This window comes from Niallia nealsonii (genome assembly GCF_002835805.1).
GTDB classification, from domain to species: Bacteria; Bacillota; Bacilli; order Bacillales; family Cytobacillaceae; genus Niallia; species Niallia nealsonii.
Map to the genome: position 1 here is coordinate 35,493 of NZ_PISE01000040.1, position 22,068 is coordinate 57,560.

23 protein-coding genes are annotated in these 22,068 nt (G+C 35.7%); 13 read left to right on the plus strand and 10 right to left on the minus strand.

Going from position 1 to position 22,068, the window contains the following annotated elements:
* Window positions 1-19: 19 nt before the first annotated feature.
* The 6 genes from CWS01_RS16595 to CWS01_RS16620 are packed head-to-tail and all read left to right on the plus strand — an operon-like array spanning window position 20 to window position 4,693.
* Window positions 20-388, plus strand: coding sequence for an urease subunit beta (locus CWS01_RS16595; RefSeq protein ID WP_101178290.1), 369 nt, complete (start codon window positions 20-22; stop codon window positions 386-388).
* Window positions 385-2,100 (plus strand): urease subunit alpha, encoded by a 1,716-nt coding sequence (gene ureC / locus CWS01_RS16600; RefSeq protein WP_101178291.1) that lies wholly within the window; start codon window positions 385-387, stop codon window positions 2,098-2,100. Before CWS01_RS16595 ends, ureC begins: the two co-directional genes overlap by 4 nt.
* Before the next feature lie 13 nt (window positions 2,101-2,113).
* Window positions 2,114-2,557: an urease accessory protein UreE gene (locus CWS01_RS16605; protein ID WP_101178292.1), complete on the plus strand. Its 444-nt coding sequence runs from the start codon at window positions 2,114-2,116 to the stop codon at window positions 2,555-2,557.
* Complete coding sequence (locus tag CWS01_RS16610) at window positions 2,499-3,233, plus strand: urease accessory protein UreF (RefSeq protein ID WP_101178293.1); 735 nt, start codon at window positions 2,499-2,501, stop codon at window positions 3,231-3,233. The genes CWS01_RS16605 and CWS01_RS16610 overlap by 59 nt, the downstream gene beginning before the upstream one ends.
* 37 nt (window positions 3,234-3,270) lie before the next feature.
* Window positions 3,271-3,903, plus strand: coding sequence for an urease accessory protein UreG (gene ureG, locus CWS01_RS16615; protein WP_101178347.1), 633 nt, complete (start codon window positions 3,271-3,273; stop codon window positions 3,901-3,903).
* Window positions 3,881-4,693: an urease accessory protein UreD gene (locus CWS01_RS16620; RefSeq protein WP_101178294.1), complete on the plus strand. Its 813-nt coding sequence runs from the start codon at window positions 3,881-3,883 to the stop codon at window positions 4,691-4,693. Before ureG ends, CWS01_RS16620 begins: the two co-directional genes overlap by 23 nt.
* Before the next feature lie 166 nt (window positions 4,694-4,859).
* Here CWS01_RS16620 and CWS01_RS16625 read toward each other — a convergent pair whose 3' ends face one another.
* Window positions 4,860-5,084, minus strand: coding sequence for a hypothetical protein (locus CWS01_RS16625; RefSeq protein ID WP_101178295.1), 225 nt, complete (start codon window positions 5,082-5,084; stop codon window positions 4,860-4,862).
* 148 nt (window positions 5,085-5,232) lie between these two features.
* On the opposite strand from CWS01_RS16625, the gene CWS01_RS16630 reads away from it, so the two are divergent.
* From CWS01_RS16630 to CWS01_RS16645, 4 genes are all read left to right on the plus strand, one after another.
* On the plus strand, window positions 5,233-5,559 hold the full coding sequence (locus CWS01_RS16630; RefSeq protein WP_101178296.1) for a MerR family transcriptional regulator: 327 nt from the start codon (window positions 5,233-5,235) through the stop codon (window positions 5,557-5,559).
* Between the two features lie 407 nt (window positions 5,560-5,966).
* Entirely contained in the window at window positions 5,967-6,731 is a 765-nt protein-coding gene (locus tag CWS01_RS16635; protein ID WP_101178297.1) for a threonine/serine exporter family protein, read from the plus strand.
* An 18-nt stretch (window positions 6,732-6,749) separates the two neighbouring features.
* Window positions 6,750-7,202, plus strand: a complete 453-nt coding sequence (locus tag CWS01_RS16640; RefSeq protein ID WP_407938578.1) for a threonine/serine exporter family protein — start codon at window positions 6,750-6,752, stop codon at window positions 7,200-7,202.
* A gap of 261 nt (window positions 7,203-7,463) precedes the next feature.
* A complete protein-coding gene (locus tag CWS01_RS16645; protein ID WP_235852100.1) occupies window positions 7,464-8,330 on the plus strand; it encodes an NAD(P)/FAD-dependent oxidoreductase in 867 nt (288 codons plus the stop codon).
* Here CWS01_RS16645 and CWS01_RS16650 read toward each other — a convergent pair.
* A complete protein-coding gene (locus CWS01_RS16650; RefSeq protein WP_101178300.1) occupies window positions 8,327-9,049 on the minus strand; it encodes a class I SAM-dependent methyltransferase in 723 nt (240 codons plus the stop codon). The genes CWS01_RS16645 and CWS01_RS16650 overlap by 4 nt on opposite strands.
* A gap of 164 nt (window positions 9,050-9,213) precedes the next feature.
* Here CWS01_RS16650 and ybaK point away from each other — a divergent pair, with 164 nt between their 5' ends.
* Complete coding sequence (gene ybaK, locus CWS01_RS16655; protein WP_101178301.1) at window positions 9,214-9,690, plus strand: Cys-tRNA(Pro) deacylase; 477 nt, start codon at window positions 9,214-9,216, stop codon at window positions 9,688-9,690.
* A 256-nt stretch (window positions 9,691-9,946) separates the two neighbouring features.
* Here the strand turns inward: ybaK and cydC are convergent, their stop codons facing one another.
* The 4 genes from cydC to CWS01_RS16675 are packed head-to-tail and all read right to left on the minus strand — an operon-like array spanning window position 9,947 to window position 15,802.
* A complete protein-coding gene (gene cydC / locus CWS01_RS16660; protein ID WP_101178302.1) occupies window positions 9,947-11,674 on the minus strand; it encodes a thiol reductant ABC exporter subunit CydC in 1,728 nt (575 codons plus the stop codon).
* A gap of 15 nt (window positions 11,675-11,689) precedes the next feature.
* Window positions 11,690-13,390 carry a thiol reductant ABC exporter subunit CydD gene (gene cydD, locus CWS01_RS16665; RefSeq protein ID WP_101178303.1) on the minus strand — a complete coding sequence of 567 codons (1,701 nt, stop codon included), beginning with the start codon at window positions 13,388-13,390 and terminating at the stop codon, window positions 11,690-11,692.
* On the minus strand, window positions 13,390-14,406 hold the full coding sequence (gene cydB / locus CWS01_RS16670; protein ID WP_101178304.1) for a cytochrome d ubiquinol oxidase subunit II: 1,017 nt from the start codon (window positions 14,404-14,406) through the stop codon (window positions 13,390-13,392). The genes cydD and cydB overlap by 1 nt, the downstream gene beginning before the upstream one ends.
* Window positions 14,399-15,802, minus strand: coding sequence for a cytochrome ubiquinol oxidase subunit I (locus CWS01_RS16675; RefSeq protein WP_101178305.1), 1,404 nt, complete (start codon window positions 15,800-15,802; stop codon window positions 14,399-14,401). Before CWS01_RS16675 ends, cydB begins: the two co-directional genes overlap by 8 nt.
* 546 nt (window positions 15,803-16,348) lie before the next feature.
* Here CWS01_RS16675 and CWS01_RS16680 point away from each other — a divergent pair.
* A complete protein-coding gene (locus CWS01_RS16680; RefSeq protein WP_101178306.1) occupies window positions 16,349-17,206 on the plus strand; it encodes a Cof-type HAD-IIB family hydrolase in 858 nt (285 codons plus the stop codon).
* A 116-nt stretch (window positions 17,207-17,322) separates the two neighbouring features.
* Here CWS01_RS16680 and CWS01_RS16685 read toward each other — a convergent pair whose 3' ends face one another.
* From CWS01_RS16685 to CWS01_RS16695, 3 genes are all read right to left on the minus strand, one after another.
* Complete coding sequence (locus CWS01_RS16685; protein WP_101178307.1) at window positions 17,323-17,976, minus strand: TetR/AcrR family transcriptional regulator; 654 nt, start codon at window positions 17,974-17,976, stop codon at window positions 17,323-17,325.
* Window positions 17,977-18,106: 130 nt separating this feature from the next.
* On the minus strand, window positions 18,107-19,123 hold the full coding sequence (locus tag CWS01_RS16690; protein ID WP_101178308.1) for an ABC transporter permease: 1,017 nt from the start codon (window positions 19,121-19,123) through the stop codon (window positions 18,107-18,109).
* Window positions 19,113-19,847: an ABC transporter ATP-binding protein gene (locus CWS01_RS16695; RefSeq protein ID WP_101178309.1), complete on the minus strand. Its 735-nt coding sequence runs from the start codon at window positions 19,845-19,847 to the stop codon at window positions 19,113-19,115. The genes CWS01_RS16690 and CWS01_RS16695 overlap by 11 nt, the downstream gene beginning before the upstream one ends.
* Before the next feature lie 193 nt (window positions 19,848-20,040).
* On the opposite strand from CWS01_RS16695, the gene CWS01_RS16700 reads away from it, so the two are divergent.
* Window positions 20,041-20,487: an SRPBCC family protein gene (locus CWS01_RS16700; RefSeq protein ID WP_101178310.1), complete on the plus strand. Its 447-nt coding sequence runs from the start codon at window positions 20,041-20,043 to the stop codon at window positions 20,485-20,487.
* A gap of 355 nt (window positions 20,488-20,842) precedes the next feature.
* On the opposite strand, the gene CWS01_RS16705 is transcribed toward CWS01_RS16700, so the two are convergent.
* A complete protein-coding gene (locus CWS01_RS16705) occupies window positions 20,843-21,949 on the minus strand; it encodes a 5-methyltetrahydropteroyltriglutamate--homocysteine S-methyltransferase (protein ID WP_101178311.1) in 1,107 nt (368 codons plus the stop codon).
* Window positions 21,950-22,068: the final 119 nt, after the last annotated feature.

Genomic DNA, 22,068 nt, shown 5'->3' on the forward strand with positions numbered 1-22,068 from the left:
AATGCTAGGAGGAAATAGCATGATTCCAGGAGAATATCGATTAAAAAAAGATGCAATTGAACTAAATGCGGGAAGAAAGGTTGTTCAAATTCTGGTCAGTAACACAGGAGATAGGCCAATACAGGTAGGTTCACATTTTCATTTTGCGGAAGTAAATCGTCACCTATCTTTTGAACGGAAGCTTGCGGTCGGCATGCGCTTAAATATCCCAGCAGGAACTGCAGTGCGTTTTGAGCCAGGAGAAGAAAAAGAAGTAGAAATGGTCCAAATTGGCGGGCAAAAACGCGTCTATGGTTTAAATAATCTAGCGAATGGCAGTGTAGATGATGTGGAGGGCATCTCTCAGGCTATTAAAAATAAGGGATTTAAGGGAGGAGGCAGTAAGTGAAAATAAGTCGTTCTCAATATGCAAGTCTTTATGGCCCTACAACAGGTGATCAGGTGCGCCTAGCCGATACGGACCTTTGGATTGAAGTAGAAAAAGACTATACCACTTATGGAGATGAATGTGTATTCGGTGGAGGAAAGGTAATAAGAGATGGGATGGGCCAAAATAGCATCCATGTCCGCAGCGAAGGGGTATTGGATGTTGTGTTGACAAATGCGCTTATTGTTGATTATACCGGCATTGTGAAGGCTGATATTGGGATTAAGGATGGCAGAATAGTCAACATGGGAAAAAGTGGAAACCCAGATATTATGGAAGGTGTTGCACCTAATATGATTGTAGGTGCTTCAACAGAAGTGATTGCATGTGAAGGAAAGATTGTAACAGCAGGTGCAATTGATGCACATATTCATTTTATTAGTCCCCAGCAAGTACAAACGGCTATTTCCTCAGGAATAACAACAATGATTGGCGGTGGAACCGGTCCTGCAACAGGAACAAATGCAACGACTTGCACCCCTGGTGAATGGAATTTGGCGCAGATGTTAAGAGCCGCTGAAGAATTCCCAGTAAATATTGGGTTTTTAGGAAAAGGAAATGCTTCGTCCAAAGATCCTTTAAGGGAACAAATAAATGCTGGAGCTATTGGCTTAAAGCTCCATGAAGATTGGGGAACAACTCCAGCAAGTATCAATGAATGCTTAGCAGTAGCAGACGAAATGGATATTCAAGTGGCTATACATACAGATACGTTAAATGAAGCAGGTTTTTTGGAAGACACGGTAAATGCAATAGGGAATCGTGTTATCCATACGTATCATACAGAAGGAGCAGGCGGAGGACATGCCCCTGATATTATCGCAATCGCAGCACTGCCAAATATATTGCCTTCGTCAACGAATCCTACTCGTCCTTTTACAGTAAATACCATTGATGAGCATTTAGATATGCTAATGGTTTGCCATCACCTTGATCACAATGTGGCAGAAGATGTAGCCTTTGCGGATTCAAGAATACGCCCTGAAACCATTGCGGCAGAGGATCGTTTTCATGACTTAGGCATCATTAGTATGATCTCATCAGATTCCCAAGCAATGGGACGTGTTGGTGAAGTCATTATTAGAACATGGCAGACAGCGGATAAAATGAAAAAACAGTTTGGGCCCCTTAAGGAAGATGAAGAATCAACAAATGATAACTATCGAGCGAAACGCTATATTGCCAAATATACGATTAATCCAGCTATTACCCATGGGATTAGCCATGAGGTAGGATCTTTGGAGGCGGGGAAATTTGCAGATATAGTCATATGGGACCCGAAATTTTTTGGCGTAAAGCCAGATATGGTAATTAAAGGGGGCTTCATTTCCTATGCTCAAATGGGTGACCCTAATGCATCTATTCCAACGCCAGAACCGGTGTTTATGCGTCCGATGTTTGCCTCACTTGGCAAAGCGAAGTATGATACTGCAATTACCTTCATTTCCAAATCTGCATATGATAAGAAAATTCATAAAAAGCTGCAATTGGAGAAGAGGATAGGCATTGTGGGGAATTGTCGTAATATTAGCAAAAAAGATATGCGCTTAAATCAAGAAACGCCTTCAATTGAAGTAAACCCAGAAACTTATGAAGTGAAAGTAGATGGTGTGCTCATGACTTGTGAACCTGCAAAAGAATTGCCCCTTGCGCAAAAATACTTTCTTTTTTAGAGGAGTGCTGTAAATGAAAACAACTGCTGTTATTGGAAATGTAGAAAAAAATCATAATGCCCATAAAAATCGTGAATGGATTGAACTTGATTGGGAGGAATTAAATAAACGGATTCTTCGCAAAAAAACAAACACAGGGAAAGATATAGCGATTGCGCTGGATGATCATAAACCGCTAAAGGTGGGGGATATTGTATTTGAAGATGATCAAATACAAGTGGTAGTTCGCACAAAGGAAGAAGAAGTATATGTTATTAAGCCAGCATCTATGACAGAGATGGGAAAAGTAGCATTTGAACTGGGGAATCGTCACACACCTTGTTTAGTCTCAGAATCAGAAGTAGTGGTTCGTTTTGATGAAACATTGGAACGCCTGTTTGACGAGGTTGGCGTAGTATATGAAAAAACAGCGAGAAGATTTAAGGAACCATTTAAATATCGTGGACACAAACATTAATCTGCTCTATTTGATGCATATACATGATTCTGCTTTTCCAATGGGATCCTATACACATTCTTTTGGCATGGAGACTTATATACAAAGTGATAAAATTTCTAAAAAAGAAGATTTATTGAATTTTTGTCAATCTTATATAAAGGAAAATTTAGTATATAACGATGCTATTATTGTGAAAGAAGCATTTAATCTATGTCAGGAAAAGAATTGGCGTAAGTTGATAGAGCTAGAAAGTATCTATGAAGCAATGAAAGTCGCCAGTGAATCAAGGGATGCTTCAAGAATGATCGGCAAACAGTTTTTAAAAGGGATTTTGCCAGTTTCACCATTCGATGATTTACAGTATTGGGCAAATAAAGTGAAGAATAACGAAGCAAAAGGTCAATATTCCATTGTTTATAGCATATATGCTGTTAATATGGGATTCGATTTGCGTACAACCATTATGACCTTTATGTATTCATCAGTAGTATCGCTTATTCACAATGGGATAAGAGCAATCCCTTTAGGACAAAATGCGGGAATAGAAATTATCCATCAACTGATTCCCCTTATCGGAGAGTGTGTAGAGGAAGCGGAAAAGAAGAGTTTGCAAGATTTATCGAATCATAGTATTGGTTTGGAAATTGCCTCCATGAAACATCGGTTTTTAGGATCTAGGTTATTTATTTCTTAACTATAGATAGTTTACGCGAATAGGAGTGTTGTAAATGGTGAAGCCAGTGAAAATAGGAATTGGCGGTCCGGTAGGCTCAGGCAAAACGGCTTTAGTGGAGAAATTAACAAGGGTTATGGCAAACACATATAATATCGCTGTTATTACCAATGATATTTATACCAAAGAAGATGCCCAGTTCTTAGAGAAAAATGGTGTATTAGAATCGAATCGAATTATTGGGGTAGAGACAGGTGGATGTCCTCATACGGCAATTAGAGAAGATGCATCGATGAACTTTGAAGCGATTGATGAATTGACGAGAAGATTTACGGATTTAGATATCATTTTTCTAGAAAGCGGCGGTGATAATTTATCAGCGACTTTTAGCCCTGAACTAGTCGATGGATATATTTATGTAATCGATGTTGCAGAGGGTGGAGATATTCCAAGAAAAGGTGGGCCAGGAGTTGCAAGATCTGACTTGCTGCTAGTGAACAAGATTGATTTGGCGCCGTATGTGGAAGTGGACTTAGATAAAATGAAAATTGATACAAAAAATGCAAGAGGGGAGCGCCCGTTTGTGTTCACTAATGTGAAAAAGGGAGTAGGTATTGATCAAGTAGTGGAATGGATCCGTTACTATATGCTCCTAGAAGAAGGTTCTGTTGAATTCGCTGATGAAGGATAAAGCAGTTGTAACTGGCAAGTTGGCATTAACGTTTGAAAAACGAAGAGAGAAAACAAGATTAGTAGATTGCTTTCAAGCTCCGCCATTAAAGGCGAGCAGAACTTTGTATTCAGAAGGGGATGATCAGGCAACTGTTTACTTAGTAGAAACTTCAGGTGGGTTAGTCGCAGGCGATCTTAATGAATACGAGATAAAACTTAAAGAAGGTGCTCGTGTTTGTTTAATCCCCCAATCGGCAACAAAGGTGTACCCTTCTTATAATGAGCAAACAAGTAAACAGAAAATAATGATTACTCTTGATAAGCATACTTTTCTTGAATGGAACAAGGAAGAAATTATTCCATTTGAACAAGCAAAATATGAGGGAAGTACTCTTGTGAGAATGGAGGATACTTCCACGTTTTTGTTTGCTGAAATTATCTATCCAGGGCGAGAAAAGCGAGGGGAAAGCTTTCGTTATAGGATGCTTTCCACTCAATTGCAAATTTGGGTGGAAGATAGCTGTTGGGTATATGATCCGTTAAAAATTTTTCCTGAAAAAATGCAAATAGAAAAAATAGGACTATTAGAAGGTTTTATGTATATAGCATCTGTCTGGGTAATTACTCCGAAGTTGGAATGGACAGAAAATCAATTGCAGGCATTATTGCCGAGTGAGGATAAAAATCATGTGGTTGGCGTAACTAATTTAAAAAATAACGGTTTACTAGTAAGATGGCTTTCTTCTAATCTTCCCCGAATAAAAAAAGAGATAGAGCAGATTTTTAAAAAAGTGAAGGAAAGAATATAAGCAGATAAAGTTGGCGAATAGAAAGTGGTTGGGGGAATTAGTGAGAGGATTTTCAGTGTGAGAAAATAAAATGTCTAATTCTGTAAATAAGGTAGGAGTTATTTGCAGAATTAGACTATAAAAAGTCAATTTATATTATATGAAATAAAGAAAAAGATATAAGTAATTAGCTGTTTTGGACAATGCGCAATAAATCATGTGCATAATCGCCGGCAACAGCAGCGAAGTTTTCCCAAATTTCGTCGCGTTGTAAATCCAGTTCAACAATTTTTTTCGCTAACTCAATCGCTTCTTTATTAATCATTTGCAAAAGTGCTCCTCTCGTTTTAGGCGGAATTTTATATTTGTAAGATAATGTAGCAGATACAATTAGGATTGTATAAGAAAACATTAAAAATATCATCTAAAATGTCAGGTAATCTTACCTATTTTTTTGAATTGATGTTAGAAATTCTAACAAAATATACTTTATTTTTATAGAATCGTATTATAATTACAATAAATGAGATAAATAATTACTTCATGAGGTGGATGATAAAATGGATAACGAACCATCCTATAAAAAAAGAAAAGTTATCACAATCGGAGTTGTCAGCGAATTAACGGGATTAACGGAAAGACAGATTAGATATTATGAGCAGCGCAAATTAATTTTTCCTGAAAGGCCAGAAAGAGGGAATAGGAAGTACTCCTTTTCAGATGTAGAGCGATTGATTGAAATTGCAAACAAAAGAGAGGAAGGTGTTCGAACACACGAAATAAGGCAAGAAATAATTAAAAAGACAAGAGAAGATGAAGAGAGAAAGATAAAAAAACAAATGCTGCGTGGGCAAATAAATGCCAGATTTGGAATACAAAAAGATTAAAAATTCCCTCTATTCTGTTCATTTTTTTATATAGCTTAAAAAATATTATCTTCAAGTCCTTGTAAAGTAAGCAAAGGGCTTTTTTTATTATGTTTTCCATCCATTATTCTTCGCAAAGTGAATCTCCTATTGCTTCTACACGCTCCTTTCATATAAACTTTAATATGGGAAATGACAAGTTGTCTAGGAAGCATATATTGCTGGTGAATATAACGGCAATGATTATCCAATTGTTTTATCACACATTAACGAGCCTTTGACCCCTACCTGAGGGATTATAAGAGAAAATGAGAAATTTAGGTGGGTAGAAACTTGCTGAGTAAAAGCCTGATTGAAGTTTCACTTTATCCTGTATACTATTTGTCTACAAATCATGCATATATTACAAGCTCTAATGGAGAGATTATATGGATTTAATATCGAAAGAAAAGACATATGAGATTATTGAAATTTGTTTATTAGCAGGAAAAATCATGTTGAAAAATGGCGCTGAAACGTATCGTGTAGAAGATACAATGACTAGAATCGCAACTGCTTACGGGGCTGAATATTCTGATAGCTTTGTTACGCCAACGGGCATTATTTTTTCAGTGGAAGGTACAGAGCCTACAAAAACAAAGCTGATTAGAATTATTGAAAGGACTACAAACTTAGAAAAAGTAGTGAAAGTTAATGATATTTCCAGAAAAATCAGTGCTGGTGGGTTAACTATTGCACAAGCATATTATTTATTAAATGAAATTGAAAATGAACCAAAAACGTACAGTGACTTTATGCAAGTAATGGCAGCCGCAATTGCAAGCGGCTGTTTCCTTATTATGTTTCAAGGCGTTTGGGGAGATTTTTTGCCAGCAGTAGCAGCTGGGGGAATAGGTTTTTTATGTTCTGTTTATTTTCATCGTCTCGTACCAATTAAGTTTTTTGCTGAATTTTTAGCAGCCTTTCTGATAGGACTTATTGCATTTGCAGCTGTTAGGTTTGGAGTTGGAGCCGAAGTGGATAAGATTATTATTGGTTCTGTTATGCCGCTAGTGCCAGGATTACTAATAACAAACGCTGTTAGAGACTTAATGGCAGGCCATTTAGTATCAGGCATTTCAAAAGGTGCTGAAGCTTTTTTAACTGCTTTTGCTATCGGTTCAGGAATTGCCGTGCTTTTTGTACTTTTATAAAGGAGCAAGCATACAATGATTACATTTTTAGAGCAAGGGTTTACCAGTTTTATTGCAACATATGCTTTTGCCATGATCTTTCATACCCCCAGACAAAAGCTTTTGCAATGTGGATTTGTGGGGATGTGTGGTTGGTTGGCATACTGGTATACGGTTCATATTCATTTAGATATTGTTCCAGCAACCATTATTGGCGCTTTTTTAACAGCTGTAATCAGCCAGGTTTTTGCAAGAATATATAAAACACCTGTCATTATATTTAGTGTTGCAGGCATTATTCCTCTTGTTCCAGGTGGGATGGCTTATGATGCTATGCGCAATTTTGTTGAAAATGATTATAGTACAGCAGTTAGTTTAGCTGCCAAGGCATTTTTAATATCTGGGTCGATTGCAATGGGATTAATGTTTTCCGAGGTAATCAATCAAATAATAACAAAAGTAAATAAAAGAGTGAAGGCAAGCGGTAAATAGCTGATATAGCGACTATTTATTGCTTTTTTTTTAGAAAATATATCTCTATATATTGTTTACTTGCAAAAAAGCTGTCTAATTGGTTTGGGTATAAGTGGTTCGTTTATGTACAATATGGTACACGTTAATCATTCAGGAATAAAAAACCTATATTATGCAAGGCTAGTATGAGAGGGGCAAGATAATGCCCTTTATAAAATAAAATCATAATGAAAAGGAGATTATATGTATACATATGATTGCATAATTGTAGGAGGAGGAATGGCAGGATTGCAGGCCGCCATACAATTAGGGAGATATCAGCATAAAGTATTAGTAATCGATGGAGGACATGGCAGATCTACCTTATGCAGAAGCTATCATAATATATTAGGATATCCAAGTGGAGTCAGTGGCGATGAATTACGATTAATAGGAAAAAAACAAGCGGTGGATTTAGGCATTTTATTTGAAACAGCAATGGCAATACATGCAGAAAAGCAAAATGGCCAATTTATTATTGAAACTGATTTAAATAAACGACATGCTGCAAAAAGACTGCTTTTGGCAACAGGGATAATGGATACAATTCCGCCCTTTGCAAACTTGTTTCCATGTCTAGGAATCAGTGTTTATGTATGTCCAGATTGTGATGGATATGAAGTCAAGGAGAAAAAGACTGTTGTAATAGGAAATGGCAATGTTGGGGCAAATATGGCGTTAACATTAACGTACTGGACAAAAGAAATTATCTATATAAATCATGGTGGAGAAGATGTGGATGAAAACTTACTAAATAGGCTAAAAGTGCAGAATATCCCTTATATAAATAACCGAATTGTGGAAGTGGAATCACAAGAATCACAATTAAAAAGCTATGTTTTAGAGGGGGATGTTAGAATAGAGACAAACAAAAGCTTTCTTGCATTTGGCGGAAATAAGGTGAAATCAGACTTAGCTAGCCAATTGGGTGTAAAGCTTGCGGAAAATCGGCATATTGATACAGACAGCAGAACAAAGGAGACAAATATTCAGCATGTTTTTGCAGCAGGGGACGTTGCCGTTCATTCCGAGCAAGTAACTATTGCTATGGGGGAAGGATCACAGGCAGCGATTTGGATTCATAAATCTTTATTAGAAGAAAATTAGCAGATTGCTCGGTATACTCTATATCCAATAATGTTTCCATACGTATATAAAATAAAAGAATGTTCCATTAACTTTTGCTCCATTTCCATATTGTGAGGAACATTTCGATCCATTTCTTCTTCTTCGACTTCTGGAGTGGATAACATGTGGGAGAAAACAGAATGGGCCAATTTGATTTCGACGCTTTTAAAGCCAGCTTCCTTCATGGCGGCTACCCATTCCTGCTCAGTTAAGACTTGATTAATTCCGTATACAGAACACATATTATTTTGCTCCAATGGAGATAAGACTCTTTCAGCAGTCATCTCTAAAGCAAGAAGTACCCCATTTGGTCTTAATACTCGTTGCAATTCTTTCAAAGTTTTTTTGTTATTAGTAAAAATGAGAACAGACTCGACTAGAATAATGTCAAAGCTATTAGGGGGAAAAGGGAGATTTTCCAAGCTGCCTTGCAAAAGATGAATGGAAAGCTGTTCTTTTTGAAATCGGTCCATTGCGCGTTTGACCATAGTTGGATGGTAGTCGATGCTTGTTACATGACAAGGATAATTTTTTTTAATGAAAGCAGAGGTTTGACCAGTTCCGCATCCTGCATCCAACAAGTGTGTAGCATTTGAAATTTGTTCCCTTTCCAATAATGCTTTTGTTAAGGATAATCCTCCTGGATGAGCACCATTTACCCCAAAATAAGCAAGGGCATCTTGATAAGATGGTTTCATAATATTCCTCCTAAGTATCTAAATAAAACAATAAATTGCTTTTTATACTATATGGGGATTTTATCTATTTGTTCATATATTAAACTAGACTAATAACAGCAAATAGAAATTGCTTTGCTATAATGAAAGAAAAAAGAGGTTTGTATAAGGAGAGGAGTTGCTTTATGGCCCAACCAAAAACAAATGCAATGAGATTTTTAGATAATTGTCATATTAATTATGAAGTGTATACATATGAAAACAAAGATGGCAAAATTGATGGAATATCGGTTGCCAACAAAATTAATAAAGATCTCGATATCGTGTATAAAACTTTAGTAGCAAAGGGAACAGGTATGAATGTTTATGTTTTTATTGTACCTGTAGCAGAAGAACTTGATTTAAAAAAGGCGGCAAAGGCAGTAAAAGAGAAGAAAGTCGAACTAGTTGCTGTAAAAGATATTCAAAAATTAACTGGCTATATAAGGGGCGGTTGTTCACCATTAGGGATGAAAAAGCAATACGAAACCATTATTGCCGATAGTGCTGAAGAAATTTCTTCTATTATTGTGAGCGGGGGAAAAATTGGGGTTCAAATCGAGCTGAAAGTGGCAGATTTAAAAGAAACAATAGAGGGAAAGTTTGCAGATATTACTCATTAAATATTTACTTAAATAAACCCTCGTTCTATGTAGGGTTTTCTTACAAGAGAAGAAAGCGTTTTTTGCTTTATTTGATGAAAAACTATGCACAAAGGATATCGATTCACAGACGATAACTCTAGGTGAAATCCTGATATAAAAGTACAAGACTATAGTACCCCTTTTCCTGTGGCAATGTCTGTTTGACCTATATCCATAGGCCTTAGGCTATAATCAGTGGGGATATGGAGACCCCCCACTGATTGTTAGTTTCATTTTATCTATAGGCAGGATGATCAAGAAGATAAAGCTGTTTATATCGAGAATTCGCCATTAATTCCATATGAGTTCCCCGCATTATTATTTCTCCATCTTCCATAAATAAAATTTCATCCATTTCTTCCACACCAACTAGATGATGGGTAATCCATATAATGGATTTTCCCTGCAAACTTGTAAAAATGGTCTTTAAAAGCTCCTTTTCTGTTTTTGGATCCAAACTAGCATTCGGTTCATCCATAAGAACAACCGGGGTATTTTGCAAAAGAATTCTTGCAAGTGCAACTCGTTGTTTTTCACCACCAGAAAAGCGCTGTCCCGTTTCTTGCATAAATGTATTTACACCATCAGGCAAGCTGTCTATTAGAGTTTCAAGTTGGGCAAGCTTTATCGCTTGTTTTATTTCTTCTTCTGTAGCATCATCTACCCCTAAGGTTATATTGCTGCGCAATGTTGTATCAAATAAATGGGGGTTTTGATTCAACACAGATAGGAAGGAAGCGTTAGTCTCATGATAGTGATAGGCATCCTGGTTATTAATTAGCACTTTCCCTTTTGTCGGAATAAGAGCACCTTGAATCAGCTTCAGCAAAGTAGATTTACCAGCACCGCTCCTGCCGATTATTGCAATTTTTTTCCCTTGAGGAATAGCAAGATGAATATTAGAAACAGATAATTTATCTTCAAACGAATAAGAAAATGATGTCCTTTCCACTTTAATATCAATCCGTGTTGTATCGGTGCTTGTAAGATTTTTATTGGGAGCGATGTTCTTTTCTTCTTTTAATTTTTTTAATCGTGCAAGTGAATCTTGGTAGCCTGGAATTTTTTCAAAAGCATCAGAAATAATTAAAAAAGCATCAAGTACAGGAAAGGCAACTAAGATGATCGCTGCAATGACTGTGGCAGAAATAGCCCCTTGAGCATATTGTTCACTTGACCAAAAGGCAAGCGTTATAATAATGACTGCTGCAATCCCTTGACTAAAAAGGTTTCTCCATCTAGAAAAACTTTGAAGGTTTCGACTGATAGAAGCAACGGCAGCTTCTTCCTTTTCGTAGTCACCGATAAATTGTTCTGCACGGCCGCTGATTACCCAATCACTTACCCCAAGTATATTGTCTGTCAACTTCTGATATAAACCATTTCTTTTTTGCTTATAGGCCTTTTGTTTTTTCTGGATAAAGAGAAGAGACAAAATTGGCAGGATAATAAGCAATACAGATAAATAAAAGCCAATTAAAAAAGCAAATGTCATATCAAACGTTCCGATGGCAATAAGGACGATGATATATATAAAAGCGGCAGAAATGGTAGGGAAAATAGTCCGCAAATAAATATATTGCAGCTGTTCAATATCTTCTGCTAGTATTCCAAGCATATCCCCCATTTTAAAGCGGGATTTAAGAAAAAGAGCCTGAGGCTCTAAAATGCGGTATAATTTTACCCGCATTCTAGAAAGAATCCGCAAAACAGTATCATGTCCGGCGAGTCTTTCTAAATAGGCAAAAACTGCCCGACTTATTCCAAATGTGCGAACACCAACTATTGGAATATAAACTAATAGTATATTCTCTACAGGAATGGCGGCTTTTGATATTAAATAGCCAGACGTGAAGGTAAGCATTGCTGCAGTAAATACAGTAAGGAAGCTAAGTGCAATAATTAAGATAATGCGAAGACCATTTCCTTTTAAAAAGGGAAGAATCCATCTGTCTTGTTTCATTTTTGTTTTCCCTCCTTACTCATGCAGTAGCCTAAAATAGGCGCCTTTTTTTGTAACTAGTTCCTTATGTGTCCCCACTTCTACAAGTGTTCCTTTATCTAGAACAAATAGTAAGTCCATATCTTCCATCCAATGTAAGCGATGGGTAGCTAAAAAGATTAATTTATCTTTAAATAGTGGCAACATTGTTTTCTTTAACTCGTATTCTGTTTCGATATCAAGATGAGAAGTTGGTTCATCTAAAATCATGATAGGACGATTGCTTAAATAAGCGCGAGCTAATGCAATTCTCTGCTCTTGGCCGCCGCTTAAACGGCGACCGCCATCGCCTAACCACTCATCAAGCCTCTTAGGAAATGTTTTATACAATTCGTAAAGACCGGTAGCCTTTAGAGCTTCTTCTACCTCCTTATCCGTCGCTTGCGGCGAATAAAAACGAATATTATCTCGAAGGGAGAGACTAAAGATATATGGAGATTGAGGGATATAAGTAGTCCGCTGTCTCCATGTGCTGCTAGTTAAGTTTGTGTCGCTTCCGTTTATTTTAATAGAGCCAGAAGAGTTTTCCACAAAGCCACTTAGTATATCAATGAGAGTAGATTTACCAGCACCACTTTCTCCAACAATGCCAATTTTTTTTGCACCGTTTATAGAAAAGGAAATATCATTTAAAGTATTTATTTCTTCACCAGGATGATGAAAATTTACCGAGTGAAAACCAAGTTCATTGATAGCTGTCGGTAGAGTTTTTTCCTGATAATTATTACTTGCTCTTTTCTTTTCATCAAGGATTGCTTGAATCGATGCTCCTGCTTCTTTTCCATTTAATGTAGCATGATAATCAGCTCCAACCATGCGCACAGGCAGAAAATACTCTGGAGCTAAAATTAAAATCATTAATGCTGGCAGCAGAGTTAAATCGCCATTGATCAATCTTACTCCCAAATTAACAGCAACAGATGCAACAGACAATGATGTAAAGAAATCTAATGAAAAAGAAGATAAAAATGCTACTCTTAATGTTTTCATTGTGGCAGAACGGTATTGTTCGCTGACTTTTTCAATATTTTCACTATGCTTTTTGCTTTTTCCCAAAAATTTAAGTGTTTCGAGTCCTCTTAAGGAGTCTAAAAAGTGATTAGATAGTATTCGATAGGTTGCCCACTGACGTGTAGTCTGCCCTTTTGCAGCAAGGCCTACAAGAATAAGAAACCCTATTAATATAGGCATGGTAATGGTTAAGATAATACCAGAAATCCAATCCATCCAATAAACATAAAGAAGGACCATAGGTGGAACAACAGAGGTTGCTATCATGCGCGGAAGAAATAGCTCCAAATAGTTTTTAAATTGAGAAATTCCTTCCAGAACAAGTGTAGCCATATTGCCGCTGCCTTGTTTCTTTGTAAATTTTGGTCCTAATTCAAATAGTTTAGACACTAATTGAAAACGCAATTGTTTACTTGTTTTTTCAGCAAAATCAGCTGAAATTTTTTGCAGCGTTAATTGCAGCAAATGGCGACCCATAAATGCTAACAAAAACAATATGATTAATTCATATTGTTTTGAAAAAGATTCGCCTTTATATAAGGAGACTATGACTTCTGCAAGCCACTTGGCTTGCAGAATAATAGTGATTCCTTGTAATATCGTTAAAATGGTCAAAATAATTAAAATCGGCTTAATCCCTTTATATTTAAATAAATCTTGTTTCATCAGTATTCAAGATGTGACTTCTCGGTAACTCTTTTGCGGAATACAATATAGCTCCATACTTGATAGCCTAGTACAAAAGGCAGCAGGGAAAGAGCAACAATTGTCATTACTTTTAAAGAGTAATGCCCAGAAGCGGCATTTGTTATTGTTAAGCTGAAGGCATCATTAATGGAACTGATCATTACTCTAGGGAATAAGCCGATAAATACTGCTGTAAATGAAAGAATAATGACACCGCCCGTCATGCCAAATGCCCAGCCATCTTTTTTTCTTGAAATAAAGAAGCCGCTAAGTACAAACACAATTACTGCTAACCCAAAGATAAAGGAAAGAATTGTGCCTCGTTCATTAAAAATATCTGTTTTGATATAGGTTAATGAACAAAATACAACTAATAAAATTCCTAGAACAGGCAATAACTTTTGTGCTGTACGACGAGCGCGATCTCTAAGATCACCAACAGTGCGCAATGTTGTAAACATAAGACCATGAACTAAACAAAGGACAAGGACCGTTAATCCTCCAACTAGTGTATAGTAATTGACGATATCAAAAAATCTTGCTTTTAATTCCATATTTTTATCAATCGGCAGTCCTTGCATAAAACAAGCAAATACAACACCGAATAAAAGAGGAGGCAATAGGCTGCCTAGGAAGATGCACACATCCCACGACTTTTTCCATAAGGGATGATCGCTTTTGGCGCGAAATTCAAAACCAGTTGCCCGTATAATCAGTGCAAGCAATACAACTACAAGAGGTGTATAGAAACCGCTGAAAAGTGTTGCATACCAATGGGGAAAGGCGGCAAATAATGCCCCCCCAGCAGTAATAAGCCACACTTCATTTGCATCCCAGAAAGGACCGATTGAATTAATTAAAATTCTTCTATCCATATCATTTTTAGCAATGATTTGTGTGGACATGCCTACACCAAAATCAAATCCTTCCAAGAAGAAAAAGCCGATAAATAATACAGCAACTAAAATAAACCAAAGTACATTTAGATCAAACATGAAAACCCTCCTTTGCAAATGGGTCGTTATTTACTTTTTTCTCTTTTTTATCCATCAAATATGGTCCTTTTTTAATGACTTTTACAAATAAAAACACCATGATAATTCCTAAAATTGCATAGATAGAGGAGAATGCAATAACAGAGAATAAGACTTGACCAGCGCTTACACTTGGTGAAATGCTGTCTTCTGTTATCATTAATCCAAATACGGTCCAAGGTTGTCTGCCGATTTCTGTCATAATCCATCCTGAAGTATTAGCGATAATTGGTAAAGATATACCTGCTACCATGAAGCGGTAAAACCATTTATTTGATTTGGAAACTAATTTTTTCTTCCATGCTAGATATACTCCATAAATACCAAATAAAAGCATTAGAGTTCCGGCAACTACCATGATTCTGAAACTCCAAAAAGTTGTTTTAACTGGTGGAATATAATTTCCTTCTCCATATTTTTGGGTATACTCTGCTTGCAGTTCATTCATGCCTTTTACGCTTCCATCAAGAGTATTGTAAGAAAGAATGCTTAAAAGATATGGTATTTTAATTTCACCAGTGTTCTCTTTTTTATCTACATCAATAAAAGCTGATACTGTCCAAGGCGCTGGGTCTTCACTTGTTTCCCAAAGTCCTTCACTTGCCGCCATTTTCATTGGCTGTGTTTCCACAAGATATTGTGCTTGTGCGTGTCCTGCTACCATTGTTAGGAAGGTAGAGATTAAAGCAACGGTTATACCGACTTGGAATGATTTTTTAAAGAATTCAACTTCTTGCTTTTTAAGCATCTTATACGCACTAATGCCTGTTACTAAAAACGCACCTGTTGCTAATGCACCCAAAACAGTATGGGGAATTTCTACAAGAGCCTGCCCATTTGTAATAAGAGCAAAAAAGTCATTCATTTCAGCGCGGTTATTGTTAATCTCATAGCCAACAGGATGCTGCATAAAAGAATTGGCAATTAAAATCCAGAAAGCAGAGAGAATGGTTCCGATAGATGTTAGCCAAATACATGCTAAATGAACTTTTTTCGATAAGCGATCCCATCCAAAAATCCATAAGCCGATAAATGTTGATTCCATAAAAAATGCAAGCAGCGCTTCGATAGCGAGCGGTGCACCGAATACATCTCCAACAAAACGAGAATAGTTAGACCAGTTCATACCAAACTGGAATTCTTGAAGAATACCAGTAACAATGCCGATTACAAAATTTATTAGAAATAATTTACCCCAAAATTTTGCCATCTTTTTATATTCTTCGTTGCCGCTTTTCACATACATTGTTTCCATGATGGCGATTAAGAATACAAGACCAATGGAGATTGGCACAAATATAAAGTGAAAAATGGTCGTTGACGCAAATTGTAAACGCGATAGAAATACCATATCCATGTATTTCTCCTCCTTTTTGTTTAAAATATTTTGTGAACTTACTAATGGAAAAAAGCGATAAACATCGTTGCGTAAATAAATGTAACGTATAAATGAAAGTCTATTGTTCAAATATGAAAGCGTGTAACAAATGCAATAATCTTAACATTATTTTTTAGTGAGCGATTTGACAAGCTAGTTATAAATGTTGGCATATAAAGGTTTTTTTAAAATAGGCTTCGGTTTTCCAATCGTCTCCCTTTTTTTAAATTCTAGATACATCATAATGAAAAATTTATGCCTTGAGTTAAAAATCACATAAAGTTAGAAAAAAGTTCACAATTTCACATAAAAGTTTTCTATGGGCATAAAAGCATATTGCATATCGGAAATAAATGTTATATAAAAATATGTTAACTAATAATTTGCTTCGGTTTTTTGTCTAATAAATTTGGGGAAATATAAAAAAGAAAAGATTATGTGCAGAAGCTTTGCTTCTAAAGAATGAACATTGTATGCTTTTGTAAGCTATTACTTTTCATTAAGACAGAATTGAGGATGCAAAAAATGATAAAATGTATTGCGATTGATATGGATGGAACACTACTAACTTCTACACAAGAAATTACAGAGGAGAACAAGTCAGCCATTAAAGAGGCTCAACAGCAGGGGGTCGAAGTAGTTATTGCGACAGGGCGCGCTTATGAAGAATCCGGAGATTTATTAAAAGAAGCAGGGATTATTACACCAATGATTTGTGCAAATGGAGCAGAAATACGTACAAATCAACACGAAATTATTGGGACAAACCCATTAGAAAAAGACATCGCAAAAAAAATAGCAGATATTTTACATGATAATCAAGTATATTATGAAGTTTATACAAATAGAGGTACATATACATTAGATAAAAATACTGCTAGATCTCTAATAATTGATATTTTTACTGTGAACGGCCATACAGAAAATATGGAGGAAATTAAAAAGGCAGCAGAAGAACGATTAAATGATATTCATCAAGTAGAAAGCTATTTGCCTTTAATAGAAGATAAAGACCAAGTTATTTACAAGTTTTTAGCCTTCAACTATGATCAAGTTTTGCTAGCCAAAGTCAAAGAAGAATTATTAAGTATGATGGATGGGATAGCCATTAGTGCGTCAGGGAAAGAAAACCTTGAAATAACATCAGTGAATGCACAAAAAGGTATCGCATTAGAGGAATTTGTAAAAACAAGAGAGATAGACTTAAAAGATACAATGGCTATTGGGGATAACTTTAATGATCTTTCGATGATGCTTAAAGTAGGCAGAGCTGTTGCAATGGGAAATGCAGAAGAGGAAATAAAAAAGCAATGTCATTTTGTAACAGCTACAAATGAAGAAAGTGGAGTAGCTAAGGCTATATATAAAGCTTTAGCATTATAAAAACTATTCTGATTTAATAGAATCAATAAACAAATCTTCGTACATTAATATAGTCAAAAAAAACAGAAAGCTAATCATTAGTTTTCTGTTTTTTGCAAGATAATTAGTGGAGTTTCTTATTTCCGAGGGGTTAAGCCATATAAAATAAACTGAATAGTAGTTTCGATTTCTTCCTCATCATTCCATTTTGCCTCAGGAAGCAAAATATAGCGGGCAATAAAATAGCCGAAAATCGAAGTGACGGTAAGACGAATGGAACTATATGTTGGAATATCAATTATTTCGCCCTTTGCTTTAAAGGAGTCTACTAATTCTTCCATTCGTTTAAATATTTTTTTTGCAATTTGCTCTTTAAAAAGTTCTCGCAAGTCTTCATGGAAAGGTATCTCTTGTATTAATATTTTAAATAAAGCTTGGTTTTTCTTTAGAAATTCTAATCTGTTATATACAATTGCCCGAATAAATTCTTCAAATGTATTATAGGAAAGGTCGAGTACTTTTCTGAAAAAATCTTTCACAATAAATGGAGCGATCAATGTATGGACTAATGGGGTCAAAATGGCCGTCAACAAGTCTTTTTTCGTTTTATAATGTCTAAAAATAGTACCTTCTGCAACGCCTGCCTTTTTGGCAATTTCATTGGTAGAGGTTGCAGCATAGCCTTTGTCGCTAAAAGCCTCGATTGCTGCAATTAAAATTTTTTTCTGTTTATTGGTAATGTTTTTTTCCTCTTTTAGAATAAGATCTAAAATGGATTCTTGACTACTCATAAAAGGCTCCTTCTACTAAACCGAATTATTTCTATTATAAAGTACAGTATAAAAAAAAGAAAAAGTCTTGGATTATTCATTATTTCTCTTTATTTAACAGGAGTTTGGCCCCGTTGATTAAAGTTTTACTTTATATTTTGCGGTAGTTTTTTAAAGATAATACGTTACATAATAAAAATACTAGAGAAAAGATGCTTAATACAACAAGTGGAATAAAAATTTCTTCTATGCCAAGTCCTCGTATCATTACATTTTTTAATGCATCGGCCGCATAATACAGTGGAGTAATAGTAGATATCCAACTGATAGTGGATGAAATGCCATCTAAATTGAATAATCCAGAGAAAAATACTTGCGGAACAACAATAATCGGAATGAACTGAAACATTTGAAGTTCGTTTTTTGCATAAGATGATAAAAGCATTCCTAAAGTTAAAGCAGTCAACGATAGTAATAGTGTAATAAGAATCACATACACTATGGAGCCTATTTGAATTAAATCTAAAATATAAACAGAATAAAAGACAATAATAATAGATTGCACCATTGTAAAAATGCCAAATCCAATGACATAGCCAATAACAATTTCCCATCTGCGAATAGGGCTAGAAAGGAGACGTTCTAGTGTTCCAGATGTTCTTTCTCTTAAAAAAGCAACGCCTCCAACCAAAAATACAAAGAAAAAGGCGAAAAAACCTAATAGTACAGGGCCGATAGCATCAAACTGATTCATATCTTCAGAACCATATAGAAATTGAACAGTTGGTTTTAGAGTGTCTTCGGCTTTTATGCTGTCTTGTATCATGGTAATCGTTGCTTTTGTAACAGTTGGATCACTGCCTTCTAAAAAAATGGCAGGGGTTTTATTTTCAAAAGAAAGATACCCATCGATTTTTTTATCGACTATAGCTTTTTTTGCTTGTGAAACAGTGGAATAGGCATATATTTTCACATCATTTTCTTTTAATTTAGTGGTGATTTGTTCAGAAACTTGAACAACTCCTACTTTAGGTGTATAAGCATTGCTGTCAAAAATTAAATTTAATAGGGTTAGCACAAAGATAGGAGCAACTATCATCATTGCTACAGTTCGTTTATCTCGGTAAAACTGTTTTAATATACGAATAATAAGACCTTTAATTCTCATAAGACATTCCTCCATAATAAAGAAAAGCTTCCTCCAGTGTTTGAGCATGACAGGTTTCTTTTAAATTTTGGGGAGTATTCACTGCGATTAATTGACCGCCACGAATCATTCCTAATGTATCACATTTTTCTGCCTCATCCATTACATGTGTCGTTACAATAATAGAAGTTCCCTTTTCTTTTAATTGTTCAAAAGTATTCCATATGTTTTTTCTTAAGACAGGATCGATGCCAACTGTCGGTTCATCTAGAATAAGAAGTTCGGGTTCGTTTAATAATGCAATGCAAATGGATAATCTTCTTTTCATTCCACCTGAAAATTTGCTGACAGGTGTATTTAAATGATTGGTTAAGTTTACTAAGGAAGCTGATGCTTCAATTTGTTTTTTTTTCTTGTGTCCTTTAATTCCATATAAAGTAGCAAAAAAATCTAGGTTTTCCATTGCAGTCAGCTCTTGATAGAGAGCATCTGCTTGTGCCATATAACCGATTTTTTCCATTGCTTTTAAATTGGGCATCTTGTTATCTAATACAGTAATGCTTCCATTATCAGGATTATCTAAACCGATAAGTGTTTTAACAAGCGTTGTTTTTCCTGAGCCAGAAGGGCCTAATAAGCCAAAAATTTCTCCTTTTTGTATCGTTAAATTTATATCGCGAAGAACAGACTGTTTACCAAATGATTTAGAAACAGCTTGAATCGAGACTATTGATTTTGTTGTCATTATTATCCCACCTTTATAAAATGAGTGATTACTCACTCTATAATATCGATATGCACAGGAGGTGTAAAGTGAGTAATCACTCATTTTTAAATAGTAATATTTGTTTATATTACCCGGTTCAGAAAATCAGTTATACTAAAAAGATCAGCGAATCAAAGGAAATAGACTATTTATTATTTTGAGGTGGATGAAAATGGCTGATTTTCAGGCTAATGTAATTATTGCGGAACCAGTAGAGGTTGTATTTTCTTATATGTCTAATTTAGAAAATGCATCTGATTACATGGATAACGTGAAAAAGACAACGAAATTAACAGAAGGTCCAATAGGAATAGGGGCCAAATATCAGGAAATAAGAATAGTTCGGGGCAAAGAAGCGGTCGCAGAGATTGAGTTTTTATCCTATGAAGAAAATAAAACATATACTACTAGAAGTCACTCTAATGGGTTGCTAGTGGATTATCATTATCGTTTTACTGAGATTGCAGAAGGCACAAAAGTAGAATTTACAGCTAAGGTACAGGTTACAGGTTTTTGGATGAAATTGACGAAAAGGTTCCTTATTAATATTTTAAAAGGGGAAGATGGCGATCATCTTCATCAAGTAAAAGTTAACTTTGAGAAAGAAGATACTATATAAAGTGAAACTTCAATCAGTGGGAGTCTTATTGCCTGTTAATGCTGGATATAATATAGGGAAATAAAAGAAGGCCGATAAATCAGGCCTTTTTTATTAGGCTGTTTTCGTAAACTTTGTTGCTTTTAAAGGAGTAAGTTGATTTCCGTTTCAGGATGCTCGCTTTCCGTGGGGCGGGCGGTGAGCATCCTCGGCGTATCGCCTGCGGGGTCTCACCTGTCCCACTAATTCCAAAGGAGTCTCGCACCGTTCACTCCAATCAACCTGTTTTAACCATGGATTTACTCATGGAAACTATCCGAAAAAAAATAATCTTGTAAAAAACAGCCTTTTCTTAAGTTAAGGAAATACTTGCTATTTATGATTTCCAAACATCGTGTGCGATGCGGACAACATGGCGCACTTTTTCCCATTGTTGTTCTTCTGTTAGAAGATTTCCTTCTTCTGTTGAAGCAAATCCGCACTGTGGGCTTAAGCAAAGTTGGTCTAGGCTGACATATTTATTTGCCTCTGCAATTCTTGTTTTAATTGTTTCGGCATTTTCCAATTCCCCAAATTTTGAGGTAATCAAGCCTAATACAATTTGCAGGTCATTTCTATTCACATGGCGAAGAGGTTCAAACCCGCCAGAACGCTCATCATCAAACTCAAGGAAAAGCCCATCCACATTTAAGCCCCCGAAGATTATTTCAGATACACTGTCATAACCGCCGCTAGCTGTGTAAGTAGATTTAAAGTTTCCACGGCAAATATGCATCGTAATTACCATATCATCTGGTTTTTTAGCAATTGATTCATTAATTGCTTTAGCAGATAATAAGGCTATTTGTTCTGGGTCTTGTCCTTTTTCTTGCATTTGTTCTCTGCCTTTTTCTGAAAAGAACGCTGCCCAAGATGTATCATCCAATTGTAGATAACGACAACCAGCATCATAAAATGCCTGAATAGCCTTTTGGTATGCTGCTATTAAATCATCGAAAAATACTTGTTGATCTGGATAGACATCTTGGTCGATTTTTCCTCTGAAAAATAGCATATTTGGACTAGGGATAGTAAATTTGGCAACATGATCCCCAGCAATGCGATGAAGAAATTTATAATCTTCTATCATTGGATGATTAGTAAAATCAACTTTACCAGTTACTTTTATACCATGTGGCTTTGTTTGGACACCATGAAATTGAATACCAGAATCTGCTTGGTAAAGTTCCACTCCATCAAGAGCAGCCAAAAAATCAAAATGCCACCATGCACGTCTTAATTCACCATCAGATACAGCCTCAAGTCCTGCTTCTTTTTGTTTTTCTACTAGACGAATTATTTCCTCATCTTCAATAGCGCGCAATTGTTCTGCGGTTATTTCACCATTTTGTTTTTGCAAACGTGCATTTTTTAAACGTTCAGGTCTTAAGAAGCTTCCTACATGATCCCCTCTAAAAGGGCCTTTTACTATTGTTTTTGTCAATTTCTCTCTCTCCCTGTTCTTGATGTACTATTAGTAGTGTTCCAACCAAAGCAGCTGAATGCAAAAAAAAAGGAAATACAGCTAGTTCTAATTGGAATAATAAAAGTTTTTATAATATT